Origin of the sequence: Paenibacillus hodogayensis (genome assembly GCF_039536325.1) — a bacterium.
In the GTDB taxonomy this organism is placed as follows: Bacteria; Bacillota; Bacilli; order Paenibacillales; family NBRC-103111; genus Paenibacillus_AB; species Paenibacillus_AB hodogayensis.
Genome location: NZ_BAAAYO010000013.1, coordinates 259,180 through 273,831 on the forward strand (window position 1 = coordinate 259,180; position 14,652 = coordinate 273,831).

Genomic DNA, 14,652 nt, shown 5'->3' on the forward strand with positions numbered 1-14,652 from the left:
TTGTTTAAAAAAAGAAATAACCGGACGAGTAGCCTCCCGGTTATTTCTCCGACATCACTAATAGGTCCCTCTTGTCCAACACTTCGCAATAACAGAACGCGCGCGGATCAATCCAATTCGGCACGGGAAAATAAATCCCGGATGACCGCATCGTCTTCGCAAGCCTCCTTAAACCCGATCGCAAAACGCTGCAAAGCCTCTCGATCGCCGGAATAAGCGCAGAACATGCTGCCTTCCGGATCAAAACGTACGATGTCGACCAGATGGGGCAGCTGCTCCTGAAGATACACAGACGCCAACGATCCCCAGTCGTAACCGTTGCCTTCGAATCCTTCGTCGGCCCTTGTTTGAAATACGTCAGCTTTGTAAGTACCTACATTCAATATGACGGATGTGCTGCCACTATCATGCTCTACCCATACGAACGGTTTTATCTGTTCTGCTATATGCATAACTGTTTCCTCCTCGTGATGGTCGTTATTCACCAGCCCGCGAATAAAGGTCTCGAAATTTTCTGCCAAAAACGTAATGGCATAATCGCTTTCCTGGTCGACGTGAACGACTTCCGGCTCCCCTTCTCGGCCGCATGCCCGGGACATCGTGACCCCCGGAAGGGCAATCGCAAATCACAACGCCAATGTCCGGGTAGCCCCATTCTTCTATCATAAATTTGCCGCCCAAATCCCCGCACAACGAATACCTCTTGTCACGGTCAATCCCCATGATGCCGGTAATCGCAATATGGTCGCTTGCCCAAGAGGTGGCTTCATCCGTAGGGAAACAGGAATGGATAGGTATTCCGCCGTTATGTACTTTTATCATTGCCATGTAGGAAGCAGGCAATTTGTAGCCTAACTCCTCCTCTACGGAAGCGATAAGTTCGTCCGTAGGAGGCGCGCCAGTATATTCCTTTAAGGCATAATCGCTATCGTCCCAAAAGCTGGAGAAGTCAAAACCTTCGAATGGGGTTTGCCTTTCCGTCTGACCGGCTTTGGGTTTCTTTGTTCTGCGCTTTCTCTGTCCTGCATCACGACGGCTCCAGTTTAAAAACATGGAAGCGCTTCGGTCTTTGGGGTCCAGCTTACTCGCGATTTCAAATGCGGCTTCCGCGTTCTCGTACTTCGACAGGTAGTAGTAGGCATAGCCGGTCCGAAAATGCCATAAAGGGTCATGCTCGCCCTGCTCCTTCATAGCCAAAAGCTGCTGCAAAGCCTCCTCGTAACGTCCCAGGTTATTCAGGGCTCTTGCCAAATGACAATTCACATCATAATCTCGATCCTGCTCGGGCATTTGCAAAATCCGGTCCACTATTTTTTGATATTTGTTCTTATCATGCCATAATGCGAGCTGTTCCAATAGGTCTTTGTCCATCGCTCTACCTCTATTCGTTAGGTCTGTTCTATCCCGTTACACGCTGGCCTACTGTCCAAGCTTCATCGTCTCCAATGATTCGAGCTTTCGCTTATAGGCCGCGACGATCGGAGAATCCGAAGCCTCTCCGTGCTTACCGATAAAGCTTCGAAGCGCCTCGCGATACTCCTTCAGAAACTCCGAATTGGCAGGGCTTACAGCCAGTTGGGCCTCGGCTTTGAGAACCGGCTGAAGATCCTCGTCGATCCGTAATCTTTGCCCGTAGAGGGACTCATCGCTCATGATGACGATATTGCGCTCAAAGCCCGGAATGTATTTGGTGACAAAGGTCTCCCCCTCGGGCGGTATGAGAATGGCGTTGCGGAGCGGGTACGTAGTGGCGGACATGGTCGTAAATTGTGTCTTGATATCGCGTCCGTCCGCGGTTTGGAGGACTGCATCGTACTTCCAAACATACTGGTCATTGAGCGTGGAGGACGTTTGCTTCCCTTGAACAATGATTCCGGTGCCTGGTATGCCGAAAGCGTTGAGGAAGAGGGCATTAGCATAATGCGCTATAAAGATATTGAACATACCGGCAAGGAAACCGACCAGCAGCATGGAGGATCCCCAAGAAACGCTCTTGCGCCACATGGTCACGAGGGCGCCAATCGCGCAGAAAAACAGGATTATCAACGGAAATGACCACATCGGGTGATAAGTTAGGAAATACAACAGAGCGGAGAGCGTAACCATAACGTTCGCTTCCTTTCGTTCCTTTCGTTTTTAAAACGCCCTTATCTGTCTCCATTAACCTTGCGGCAAATCCATAGCATGCGTAACGCGATTCCTGCCTGTTTCTTTAGAAACATACAGCGCCCTGTCGGCTTTCTCCAGAAGGGTCGCAGCGGAATCCTCCGGAGTGAACGTCGCAGCGCCTACGCTCGCCGTTACGGTGCCGGTTTGCCAAGCCGTATCGGCAATGATTGTCCGCAGATGCTCGGCTATGCGCCTTGACTCCGGCCCGTCCGTGTTAGGCAGGATGATGACGAATTCTTCCCCGCCATATCTGGCCGCTATATCGTCCTGACGGGAATGAGCCTTCAGAATACTCGCCAGCTTCTCTAACACATCATCGCCCGTCTGATGCCCGAAGGTATCGTTTATTCTTTTGAAGTGATCGATATCTACGATCAGTAAAGAAAAAGGCTGCCGCGTCCTGCTGTACCCGTCGATTAGCTCGGTCAGCTTTTCTTGAAAAAACCTCCGGTTTTTTAATCCCGTCAGCTTATCCGTAGTGGACAGTTCGACGAGCAGGGCATTCATCTCGATCAGCTCGGCCTGCTTCTTCTCGATTTCCTTATGAATGTGCTCCAGCTTGGCAAACGCCTGCTCTTTTTCCCGATAGGCTTCTTCCGTTTGCTTCTTGGCGGATCGCAGCTCCTGCTCGTAATCGATGCGTTTGCCCATCTGCATCAGAATACAATCGATGACCTCCACGCCTTCGTGATCGAACCTTCTCCCATTCAGCAAGTAAGGAATCGACTGTCCGCTGCTATTTTTTAGACCGATAAACAACTCTTCCACTTGCCCATTCAGATTAATAAAAGGATAGAAATACGAATGGAAAATAAGTTTATTGGCCGTAGACATCATGGCTTCAACATGTTGATTTACGAGATCCGACCGCGCATACCCCATTTTATCGAGGAACGTTTGGTTCACATCCATAATTAACCCTTCGTGCGTAATAGAAACGTACCCGCATGGCGCTTCATTTAATCGTGGATCCATGACCTAACTTTCCTCTCCATCCGAGCGGTTTTGTTGCGTTGTATGAAGATATTGTTCAATGAGGCGAACTGTCTCCTGCGGATGACTGATATGCGGGTAATGGCCTTTGGCCTCCATTAACCGAAACGTGCTGTTCTTCAGATGACGGTGCAAGTAGCGGCCGACCTCTAACGGCACAATACTGTCATCCGAGCATTGCAGGATAAGGATGGGCACTTCGGCCGCCGCCAAATCCGACCTATGATCGGAGAAAAAGGTGACCTCCGCAAATTGCCTGGCAATGACGGGGTCCGCCGAAATAAAGCTTTGCTCCAGCTCTTTGGATAGCCTCGGCACCTCCGGTTGATTCATCGCCAGAGGAGCCATAAAGCTGGCCCATCCCGCGAAATTCATTTCCATCATATCCAGCAGTTCCGCAATATCGCTTTTCTCGAAGCCGCCGAAATACACGTCAGGCTCGTTCAAATAACATGGGGAAGGCCCAATCATGATCAGCCTTTCAAAATAATCCGGCCGCTTGATGGATGCCAGCATCCCGATCATCGAACTAATGGAATGACCGATGAAAATAATATCGCGCAGGCCGTAGAATTCGATAATATCCAATACATCCTGCACGTAGCCTTGCAGCGTGTTATATTTGTCCGATGCATATGCGGTTAAGTCCGAATTGCCCGAACCGACATAGTCGAAAAGAACAATTCGATACGTTTGCTCAAACGAGGGCGTAACGTATTTCCACATACTCTGATCGCACCCGAATCCATGGGCAAACATAATAGTGCGTTCTCCCGATCCGATGATTTTCACATGATTCCGTACAGCAACATCAAGCATTCCCGATAACTCCTTTATGAATCGCATTCTCTTTATTTTGCAGGGGCAATCTGTAAATATCAAGTTACTTTATGCGGAAATATATACGCCAAATACTTTGTTTGCCCAAAAAAAGACCGCTCCTGTCCCAACCCCTCTAAGAAGGGGAGTGACAGATAGCGGTTCAATTTTTTTCTCCTATCATGTACCGCAATAGGTTTGGTAAGGTCGGGTTGATGGCTCGGGCAGTGCGGCGTATTCGTCCTGTTCGGAGGAATGCGCGTAAGGACTCGATAAAGCATCAAGAAGCCGTTCCATCACACGGTAGTCCCCTTGCTTCTCCGCGGCCTCCAACGCCTCCTCGACCCGATGGTTGCGCGGGATGAGCGCGGGATTGCTGCTCCGCATCAGCTGATGCGAAGAAGCCTCAGACTCCTGCTGCCTTCCCAGTCTGGCCTTCCATTGCTCAAGCCACAACGCGAATTCCGGGGTACCCGCCAGGACGGTATCTTCTGTCCTATCAAATGTTAATGCACGGAAAGTATTGGTATAGTCCGCACGATGCTTCTGCATCATCTGGAGGAGTTCTTCGATAAGGACTTCATCCTGCGCTTCTTCGTTAAAAATTCCCAGTTTCGCTCGCATTCCCACAAGCCAGCTTTGGCGAAACAACGGGGCAAAATCGGCAATGGCAGCCTCAGCCCGTGTAACAGCCTGCTCCTCGTTCACATGCAGCAGCGGCAACAAAGCTTCGGCAAATCTCGCGAGATTCCAGGCGGCAATACGCGGCTGATTGCCATACGCATAGCGTCCTTGACGATCAATGGAGCTGAACACCGTTGCGGGATCATAAACATCCATGAAGGCGCAAGGACCGTAATCGATGGTCTCTCCGCTTAAGGCCATATTGTCCGTGTTCATGACCCCGTGAATGAAGCCAACGAGCTGCCATTTGGCAATCAGCTCCGCCTGACGCTTGATCACTTCCTGAAGCAGGCGAATATAGCGGTTGTCATCTGCTTCAACTTCGGGAAAATGTCTTTGCAAGGTGTAATCAGCCAAGCTCCTAACATCTTGGTCAGTGCCCCAATTGGCAGCGTATTGAAAGGTGCCGACACGCAGATGACTGGCGGCCACCCGAGTAAGAATGGCGCCGGGCTCCTCGGTATAACGAATGACTTCCTCGCCGGTTGCCGTCACAGCCAGGCTCCGGGTGGTTGCGATGCCGAGTGCATGCATAGCTTCGCTGATGATGTATTCGCGCAGCATCGGCCCAAGTGCCGCTCGACCATCGCCTTGACGGGAATACGGTGTTCTGCCTGAACCTTTAAGCTGAATATCCACCCGATCGCCTTGGGGAGTGATCTGTTCGCCAAGCAGCAAAGCACGGCCATCCCCTAGCATGGTAAAATGCCCAAATTGATGCCCTGCGTAAGCTTGAGCAAGAGGCATGGCGCCTTCGGGGGCCCGGTTGCCGGCCAGCACCTCTACCCCCTCTTTGCTTCTCAGCTCCTCGACGTCCAACCCCAGTGATGCTGCCAATGCATGATTCAAGATGATCAAGTTCGGTGAACCTACAGAGGTTGGGTTAAGATAGGTAAAAAATGATTTCGGCAGACGCGCATAACTATTGTCGAAGTTCCATCCTGCTTCTATGCTTGCTTGATGCTCTGTCATCGTATCACCTTTTTTGTGTGGTTTTCTGTAAAAAATCATACCATACTATGCCTTTTTTGAGTTAACGCTCTCCATATCGTCTCATGGTAGTGTCTTCTTATGCCAATTTGTTATACCTTCATCCGGACTCACGGAACAGCATTTTGGACCCTCGGCGAAAAAGAAAAGGCACCCGTGCGGGTGCCATATAAGCCATTTTTATTTTTCATACCGTCTACTTGACGGGATGCAGTTCACCGTTTAGACGAAGCGTCCGCGCTGTTGAAGTATGAATGTCGCGGATAAGCTCTGGCTTTTTCAAAAGGGACACGCCATAAGCTGGAATCATTTCTTTTATTTTCGGTTCCCATGCTTTTAAATGCTGCGGGAAACATTTTTCTATTACTTCAAGCATGACGGAAACAGCAGTAGACGCACCTGGAGAAGCGCCTAGCAGTGCGGCTATCGATCCGTCAGCGGCACTAACCACTTCCGTACCGAATTGAAGCGTTCCTTTACCGCCAGCAACCGTATCTTTAATAACTTGCACACGCTGGCCCGCCACCAATAAATCCCAATCCTCATTCTTGGCGTTCGGTATAAACTCCCGCAACTCTTCCATACGCTTTTCTTTCGATAACATCACTTGCTGGATGAGGTATTTGGTCAATGAAAGGTTTTTCGCTCCAGCCGCCAGCATCGTTAACACATTATTCGGTTTTACAGAGCCTATCAAATCAAACATGGAACCGGTTTTTAAGAACTTTGGCGAGAAGCCGGCAAACGGCCCAAAGAGCAGCGATTTTTTATTATCGATAAATCGGGTGTCCAGATGCGGAACCGACATTGGAGGCGCACCAACCTTAGCTTTGCCATATACTTTGGCATGATGCTGCGCTACAACTTTCGGATTGTTGCACACCATAAATAGCCCGCTTATCGGGAATCCTCCAATATGCTTCCCTTCAGAGATACCGGATTTTTGCAGCAAAGGAAAACTTCCTCCCCCGCCCCCGATAAAGACGAATTTGGCAGTATGGCGTTCGACTGAACCGCTATCCACATTCCGCACTTTCAGTTCCCACAAGCCATCGCTGGTGCGTTTCATATCATCAACATTATGTTTGTATTTGATATCGACGCTTTTACCCTTTAAATGATCAAACAACATACGCGTTAAAGCGCCAAAGTTGACATCCGTGCCGGATTTTATTCTTGTTGCCGCTATAGGTTCATTCAGTGTCCGCTCTTTCATAATAAGCGGAATCCATTCCATCAATTTGTCCGGATCATCGGAGAATTCCATCCCTTGAAACAGGGGATTGTTAGACATCGCTTCGAAACGTTTTTTCAAATACGCTACATTTTGTTCCCCTTGAACCAAGCTCATATGAGGCAGCGGCATAATAAAGTCCTGCGGATTACGAATCCGATTGCTGTTAACAAGATAGGACCAAAACTGCATGGAATCTTGAAACTGTTCATTCACTTTTATAGCTTTGCTAATATCTATAGTTCCGTCCGGTTTTTCGGCTGTGTAGTTAAGCTCGCACAATGCAGCGTGCCCCGTTCCGGCATTATTCCATTCGTTGGAGCTTTCCTCTCCCGCGCCTGCCAGCTTCTCGAACACTGTAATTTTCCAGTCCGGCACTAATTCTTTCAACAGTGACCCTAAAGTCGCACTCATGATTCCGGCACCAATTAAGATAACGTCTGTTTTGATTTGGCTGTTGCTCATTTTTACCGTCCTTACACGCTAATAGTTGAAGAAAAGATGAGGCACTTCTGCTTAGACTCCATAGCAAGCCAGGCTGCGACCTGGTCACACACCTTTTCTGGATTCCATATATCCTCGTCATAGCGTATCATTGTATTTATAGATTGCGTTATTTACTATTATATGATAGTTATATGCTATTTAAAAGCAGGTAAATTTCAGTGGAACACTAGGAATACACAAACATGAATTTGACGTACTTTTATTCGGAAATTAACTGTAGGGAATTACGAAAATGAAACAAATCATAGAGGATGTTATTGGCAATGTCCGCATCAGTTCCTTTTAACAAAAAGATAACACTAATACCTATTGTACCAGTCAAAACTGTAAACCAAAAGAACATTTTGTCGCTGAAGCTCCAAAGTAACCGCATATTTTCTTATTTTCGCGAAATGGCCTTGATCATCGCTTTCATATGATGTTGGTGAGTCGCAAATTGTTTAAGTCTATGTCCATTGGCTCCAGACGGGTGAGGAAATCCCCATAAGCATTGTTCAGCATTCAGCTTCTCTTCCTGCACGAGAAGCCGAAGAATGCCCTCCACCGTTTTTCCCAGCGGAATAATGAGTTCTTGTTTCAAACACTCAAGCTCTTCATGCACAGACAATAGGGCCGCCTGCTTGAGAAATGGGTTCGATAGTAAAGGTGGATGGGTTCCGTTATAGTTTTCCCTCCCAACAAAAACCGGAAATCGCAGCAAAGAAGTAGTGTGCAGCAGTTCCCGATGCTCCTGAAACAATTCGCTGCTGGACGATATATTCAAATGCCGATGCAGCTCAAGTGCATCCAGCATGTTTGTCAAATGGATTCTCATTGTACCTGCGAATCCGGCGTCTTCTTTCGCTTTTCTGCAAACGTCCTCATCGGAAAGCCCCTCTTCCAGGCCCGCCTTTGCTTCTTGCATAGCGATTCTCATTTGTGTCCAGCCAGGAGTCAGTCCAATCATGACCACCTTAGCCGATGCGTTGATGTACTCGTTATGCGGCGCGTAGTACATTTCGAGTTCCCCATCCCGCTTCATTAAAAAATCATCGACCAGCAGGTCTTCTTTTGCTAGCGTAGTATCCTTGGGGAGTGAAAGCAGCGCCTGTTTATACCTTGTTAAATGGTTAGAAATAAGCATAAGATACTCCCCCTGCTACGTTCAATGGAATTGCTCTTATTACACTTAAAAAGACCACGTAAATGTACCATCTGGCTTTATCCATTCAAAACGTGCATTGCAAGGGATCGAGTCTTCCCGAATACAGAGGATTAGCTCTGACTTTGTACTAGGAGACTAGAAACAATATTGACTTTTGAATTTGAAAATCTCCTCAACCGCTTGATGATACCCACCTGATGTTCGAAAGGAATCCCTGATCGTTGCAACGGCATTCTTGAACGAGGAGAGTCCCAATACATGATCTGCAGCTTCACGTAGTTGAGTTGCCGTCAAGCTTTGCATTTGTAAGGTAAGGCCTGCCCCACTATTGGCGACTTGTTCCGCAATGATCGGCTGATCCGCGCTTTGCGGGATTACAAGTAACGGAACCCCGTAATAAAGACCTTCATGGGTGCTGTTCATTCCACCATGTGTAATGAATAATTTCGTGTATGGCAATACATCCGTTTGCGGAACATAATGTTTTACGATAAAGTTTTTGGGTATTTCCCCCAAATCGTTGATTTGCACTTTATTTCCGATGGACATAACCATCGTATGATCCGTATTGCCAAATGCCTCGAAACAAAGCTTATAGAAATCAATAGCTTGATTGAAGACGGTGCCCATCGAAATGTAAATGGGGTTTTTTCCCTTGATTGCAGGAAAGTCGAACTGTTCTTGAGTGAATCGCGGAGAGATGGAAGGACCAACAAATGTATACGTTGGGTCGAATGTTTCTCCATAAGGCTGAAACGCCCTTGTCGTATAAACGATTGTAAGCGGTGCAGGATTACAAAACACTTCGTAAGGAGAATGGATTTCCACACCGTATTGCTCCTTTATATTTATCGTCAGATTTTGAAATGTATCGTGTATCGGTTTCACTATGTCTGCAGGAGCTTTTATGTAAAACTGTTCCATCCTATGATCGAATGATTCTTTTGTCTGCGCGAAAGAAGTACAGGAGCTGATTGCAGGAAGCTTAAGCATTTGAGCAAGCAAACGCCCGCAACCAAACATGGAATCATGAATGATATAATCGAAATACTCCCCTTTGATCTGTTCAAGAACGCTTGGTATAACTATATCTGCCGTAAGCAAAAGACCGTTGATTCTTTCCAGTAAATAATCTCTTCCACCTGAGATAAAGGCTTTTATAAATCTTTGATCGTCAAATGTCCGTACGGCAGCTCCCGCCTTCTCGATACGCTCCCGAAAAGCCTCTATAGAGAAGTACACGACCTCTTCTCCACGAGAAACAAGCTCTTGCACAACTCCAATCGTTGGATTGATATGCCCTTCTGATCCACCATTGATAAATAAAACACGCGCCACGGTTATCACTCCTCAGGCATATTGTTTTCTACCATTTCTCGCATCAAATCATGGATACTCTATAGGATGGCCCGAAAGTTGACAAAATACAACAAACACCCTCTCCATATACGAGAAGGTGATCACTGATGCTGTTCGTATAGCTGTTGAATCATCGACGAAGGCTGCAAGCCAAGCTCTTGAAGCAGCAATTGCTTATAGTGCTCGTACTGGTTATGTAGCGACTGTCGATCTCCTAAGGCTCCGTATATATTCAACAGAAGAAGATTTGACTCTTCTTCAAACTCGTTACGGGATACCAGTCTTCTCGCAATTTGCGCCGCTTCCCTGAATTGCTTCCGAGCCAGCAGCCAGTTTGCGAGAAGCTTGGCAAAGGTATCGTACATAATGTCCACTCGCTCATGTTCCACCGTTGCCCACATAAACGAATGATTCTCGAACAGTTCGCCTGCAAACTGTTTCTCCAGATCGATTGCCGCCGCTACATTCGCTGCGTTGATTTCCGATAACTCCTTTACGTCCTGCTCCCATTGAATAAAATCGACATCGGCTTGATCCAAGTCTAAACGATACTGTTCTTGCGCTGAAATGACCATATCCTTGAACCCATGCGGCGACAACGCTTTCCTCAGTTGATAAACTGCCGTATAGAGATACGTTTCCGCATTCTTGAGGGGCCTGTCCGGGAAAATATCCTCCAAAATTCGGGTTTTGGTTACGCTTCGCCCCCGGTTAACGAGCAAATAGGCAAACAACTCCATACTTTTTTTGGAAATCCATTTCACAGCACCCGCATGCTTACTACTGGCCTCGAAGCAACCCAGGCCCCGAACCGTCAGTCGATTCATCGTGAGGTCGCCAGCGTCATCAGAAGAAGCGCTGCGTCTGTTAGTTGCTTGAGTAATCGTCTGGGCCAGACGCTTTCTGGAAATCGGCTTTACCATATAGTCCAATGGATAAACATCGTAAGCATGGAGCGCAAATTCTGTATGTGAGGTAGTAAACACGATGTCAAGTTCGGCACGAAGCGAACGCAAGCGGCGGGCCAGCTCTAATCCGTCATCCTCGGCGATCTTGATGTCCAGAAATGCTAGATGCACATCCTGATTCCGCACGAAGTCCAGCGCCTCTTCCGCATTCTGAAAGCTCCCGACAAGCTCCACGTCTTCCATCGTCGATAGCATCCGCTTCATAGCGAACAACATGGCAGGCTCATCGTCAACTATGAGAACTTTCATCATGCCGCTCCCCTCTCATGGTGAAGTAAAATACGCTTCCTTGCCCACCTTTGCTTTCCACCCATATAGTCCCGCCGCTTCGTTGTACGAACTGTCGGCTGACGAGAAGTCCCAGTCCCGCGCCCTTTTCTCCCATTGTGCCTGCCGATGAATGGAGCTGCTTCTCGTTAAATAGCTGACGAACCTGCTCCTCGTCCATGCCAACCCCACTATCGCGGACAGAAACGATCACCATCTCCCCCGATAACTGGGCATGGACATGGACGGAACCGCCCAATCCGGTAAATTTAATCGCGTTGGATAACAAATTGCGAATAATTAATCCAAGCGCTTCCCGGTCAGCATACACACGAGTGCCTAAGGCAATGTCTTGATGCACCATAATCTGTTTGGCTTCGCTTTTAATATGCAGCGCATGACAACATTCTTCCACTACCTCAGACAACTCCAGTAACTGTGGACGAAGAGCCATGTCTTCCCGCTGGCTGCGAAACCATTCCAACAAATTCGTAGCCATTCCGAGCGTGTTCCGAATCTGGCCGCCCAGCATCTCCACGATCTCCCGGTGATCCGGACCGAAACGGTCTCGATCCTCTTCCAGCAATTCAACGAGTTGAAATTGCAACGCCAGCGGACTACGAATATCGTGCGACACGATCGTAAACAGTTGATCCTTCAACTGGTTGAGTTGAGCGATCTGCTCCAGATGACGCTGCTTCTCCGTAATATCAAAGATAAGAGAAATACTCCCCTGTCCCTGCCTACGTAGTGTATGAAGCGGATATACGTTCACACTGTAAACTTTTCTTTCTCCATCCAGCCAAGCGTCAATCTCTACATTTCCTTGTTGCATAGTCTGGCACAACGTATACCAATGGGGCCAAAGCGCCAGCAGTTCCGAGATATTCCGCCCGGAAATAGTTGCATAACCCATCCCTGAAAACCAATGAGAAGCCTGTTTATTGCTATCTATAATCTTTCCTGAAGCATTCGCAATCAGAATACTTTCCTGAAGCGTATCCAGTACAATATTTCTTGCAAAAGGAACGAGAGAGAAAAACTTGTATCGCATTATAATAAGTAGAACCAACATGCCTAAGAAACCACAGTAGACCGACACTGGAAGCAACCATGACGACCACTCCGGATTGACTAATTTCACAATCTCTATAATAACCGAAAATGAGATCAAAAACAGAACCCACATCCCTGGCTTGCGCAAATCTTTACGGATATTCCTTATATATTGAATTAGAAAATAAAAACAAACCGCCACGATACTGTAGCAAATCAAAGAGTACGTCATAGAATACCAGGTTTTCATCGTGAATAGATGACCATCATAGAGTTCAACCTTACGATAGATCACATGAAGATCCGAATCGAACCACATCAGCATCGACCAGAGCGCGAATACCAAGATGAGCATAATCTTGCCTCGTGTCCGAAATAGCTTGCCGTGAGCGACCAATTCAAGTACGAACAAGACGAAGAACGGGACCATTAAATTTAACGCGGTTTGATGGATATTGCGAAAAAAAAGTTTATCCATCAAGGTATCGCTGCTTTTCTCCAGAATAACACCGCTTGCATAACTAATTCGGCACACGATTACACCGATCAGATAGTTTATACCGCGTTCTTTTCTAAACTCATACACAAAGATAAAGATGATGCACATTATGATCACTGAAGCAATCATAAAGATAAATTCCATTGTTGTAGCCATAGAAGTAGGTCCTCCACCATCATCGGTACCGTTGATGATTCCATTCCTCACATGCGAAGTCATACCCTCTTTCTATATATCGACCGTAGAGTCTGTTTCTGTAGGGTTTATGATAAAACCGTCAGCCGCGCGCGCCGCCCCCGTTACCGTTGACCTTTCTGCCGTTCCACCAAATATAACATATAATCGGTCGGAACCCCGGTATACCCTTGCTGCCTCAGCATCGCGGTCACATTGCCCCGGTGATACGTCCCGTGGTTGACCACATGCCGCAGGATGTCGGAGAAATGCGTATCGAGACGACCGTACTGCGGATGCTCGATCGTCATCGCCTTGTCCGGGTCGGGCGTACGCCCGAGCAAATCGCGGAACTGTTCGGCGACCCCTGTGAACAGCCGCCGCAATTCGTCCACGGTTTTGCCCTGCGCTTCCTCTGTCCAGCCCGGGATTTTCGGAAAAATGTCCTCATTCGGAACTTCCGCGAGCACGGACATAAAAAGCTGTTCGAACAAGTACATGTGCCCAAACGTTTGCGAAACGGACGGGAACACGCTCGTCACTTCCGCATGGAACGCATCTTTCGGAAGCTGCTCCAGGTGGACAAACAGCCGGTCGTTCGCCCAAACATGGTATTCGTACAATGAATGCGGATGTTGAAGCATGGATGAATTCCCCTTTCCTTGATTCGTCGTCGTTTGGCTGCGCAGCCTTGTCTCTATCGTATACCGGATTGACTGCCAATCGTTGTCAGCAAAGTTCAATCGGGATCGTCTTCGTAATGGTTTGCGATTCCTTGTGCTATTTCCTGGATCCGACGCTTCAGTCCCAGCGGCTCCCGAATGCGAATAGCTGTGCCGAACGTCATCAGGTAAATAGGAAGGTACTTGTTCATCGTCGGGACGTCGAGCAGAAACCGCGCCTCCCGATCGGTCCGTTCCGTCAAATAGTGGCGCAGATGCCAGTGTTCGCAAACCGCGTTCAGCGTGTCGGGCTCTCCCTCAATGCGGATGGCCGTCAGCGGCCCGTCCGCCTCCCGTTCCCGCTCGGACTGGTCGCGGAAATAGGCGGACGGAGAAACGCTCCGGCTTATCGAACCGCGCTTCGGTCGGCTCCAGCCGCGCGATGCGGTCCACGCGGAACGTCCGCACCGCCTGCGATCGATGGCAGAATGCGACAGCGTACTATTCGTTTCGGTCGTAAGCCAATCCATACGGATCGACTTCACGTTCGTCGGCCTGCTCCGCATTCGCTTTGCGATAGGCGATACAGACCGTTCGCCCGTCCTTCGCCGCCTGCTCCAGGTCCCGCAACAACGGGACGAAGGACGGCGGACGCGCCGAAGAAATCACATCCAAGCCGCTCGTCTGACGGGACAGATCATGGCGCTGCTCTTCGTGCAGCCCATTCTCCACCTTCTTCAATGCGCTTTCCAGCTCCTCCGTATACGGATAGCCAGCGCCTTGCGCAAATTTAAACGCGTCCACGAACGCCTTTAGCTCTAAGGAGTTGAAGAACAAGGGCGTCTCCTTGAAGCTTTCCAGAATGCGAATGCCGCCGTCATGGCCCGATTCCGCGACGACTGGCACTCCGCTGGCGCATAATGCGTCGATATACCGGTACACGGTGCGGACGCTGATCTCCAAACTGTCCGCGATTTGCGCGGCGGTAAGCTTCCTTCCGGATTGCAGCATCCAAAGCATGGACAGCATGTTATCCCATTTCGCCACCGGGAGCACCTTCTTTTTCTCGCGTAAATGAAATCGATTGAGCACTGCACCCTATCTGTACATTCTTCGGAACCTCCGAA

General features: G+C 48.5%; 14 protein-coding genes. All 14 read right to left on the reverse strand.

Features of this window, described 5'->3' with window-relative positions:
- Nucleotides 1-107: 107 nt before the first annotated feature.
- Complete coding sequence (locus tag ABD796_RS27360) at nucleotides 108-452, reverse strand: immunity 51 family protein (RefSeq protein ID WP_344914299.1); 345 nt, start codon at nucleotides 450-452, stop codon at nucleotides 108-110.
- 25 nt (nucleotides 453-477) lie between these two features.
- Complete coding sequence (locus ABD796_RS27365) at nucleotides 478-1,371, reverse strand: SMI1/KNR4 family protein (protein ID WP_344914301.1); 894 nt, start codon at nucleotides 1,369-1,371, stop codon at nucleotides 478-480.
- A 48-nt stretch (nucleotides 1,372-1,419) separates the two neighbouring features.
- Nucleotides 1,420-2,106, reverse strand: coding sequence for a hypothetical protein (locus ABD796_RS27370; RefSeq protein WP_344914303.1), 687 nt, complete (start codon nucleotides 2,104-2,106; stop codon nucleotides 1,420-1,422).
- Between the two features lie 54 nt (nucleotides 2,107-2,160).
- On the reverse strand, nucleotides 2,161-3,144 hold the full coding sequence (locus ABD796_RS27375) for a sensor domain-containing diguanylate cyclase (RefSeq protein WP_344914305.1): 984 nt from the start codon (nucleotides 3,142-3,144) through the stop codon (nucleotides 2,161-2,163).
- 3 nt (nucleotides 3,145-3,147) lie between these two features.
- On the reverse strand, nucleotides 3,148-3,981 hold the full coding sequence (locus ABD796_RS27380; RefSeq protein ID WP_344914307.1) for an alpha/beta fold hydrolase: 834 nt from the start codon (nucleotides 3,979-3,981) through the stop codon (nucleotides 3,148-3,150).
- A gap of 180 nt (nucleotides 3,982-4,161) precedes the next feature.
- A complete protein-coding gene (locus tag ABD796_RS27385; protein WP_344914308.1) occupies nucleotides 4,162-5,637 on the reverse strand; it encodes a protein adenylyltransferase SelO in 1,476 nt (491 codons plus the stop codon).
- A 214-nt stretch (nucleotides 5,638-5,851) separates the two neighbouring features.
- A complete protein-coding gene (gene mqo / locus ABD796_RS27390) occupies nucleotides 5,852-7,354 on the reverse strand; it encodes a malate dehydrogenase (quinone) (protein ID WP_344914310.1) in 1,503 nt (500 codons plus the stop codon).
- A 421-nt stretch (nucleotides 7,355-7,775) separates the two neighbouring features.
- Nucleotides 7,776-8,519 (reverse strand): hypothetical protein, encoded by a 744-nt coding sequence (locus tag ABD796_RS27395; RefSeq protein WP_344914312.1) that lies wholly within the window; start codon nucleotides 8,517-8,519, stop codon nucleotides 7,776-7,778.
- Between the two features lie 156 nt (nucleotides 8,520-8,675).
- A complete protein-coding gene (locus ABD796_RS27400; protein ID WP_344914314.1) occupies nucleotides 8,676-9,878 on the reverse strand; it encodes a macrolide family glycosyltransferase in 1,203 nt (400 codons plus the stop codon).
- A 122-nt stretch (nucleotides 9,879-10,000) separates the two neighbouring features.
- Nucleotides 10,001-11,119: a response regulator gene (locus ABD796_RS27405; RefSeq protein ID WP_344914316.1), complete on the reverse strand. Its 1,119-nt coding sequence runs from the start codon at nucleotides 11,117-11,119 to the stop codon at nucleotides 10,001-10,003.
- Nucleotides 11,097-12,845 (reverse strand): sensor histidine kinase, encoded by a 1,749-nt coding sequence (locus ABD796_RS27410; RefSeq protein WP_344914318.1) that lies wholly within the window; start codon nucleotides 12,843-12,845, stop codon nucleotides 11,097-11,099. The genes ABD796_RS27405 and ABD796_RS27410 overlap by 23 nt, the downstream gene beginning before the upstream one ends.
- A 143-nt stretch (nucleotides 12,846-12,988) precedes the next feature.
- Entirely contained in the window at nucleotides 12,989-13,507 is a 519-nt protein-coding gene (locus tag ABD796_RS27415; protein ID WP_344914320.1) for a DinB family protein, read from the reverse strand.
- A 95-nt stretch (nucleotides 13,508-13,602) separates the two neighbouring features.
- Complete coding sequence (locus ABD796_RS35715; RefSeq protein ID WP_425566941.1) at nucleotides 13,603-14,070, reverse strand: WYL domain-containing protein; 468 nt, start codon at nucleotides 14,068-14,070, stop codon at nucleotides 13,603-13,605.
- Nucleotides 14,027-14,572, reverse strand: a complete 546-nt coding sequence (locus tag ABD796_RS27430; protein WP_344914322.1) for a helix-turn-helix transcriptional regulator — start codon at nucleotides 14,570-14,572, stop codon at nucleotides 14,027-14,029. Before ABD796_RS27430 ends, ABD796_RS35715 begins: the two co-directional genes overlap by 44 nt.
- Between the last annotated feature and the right edge of the window lie 80 nt (nucleotides 14,573-14,652).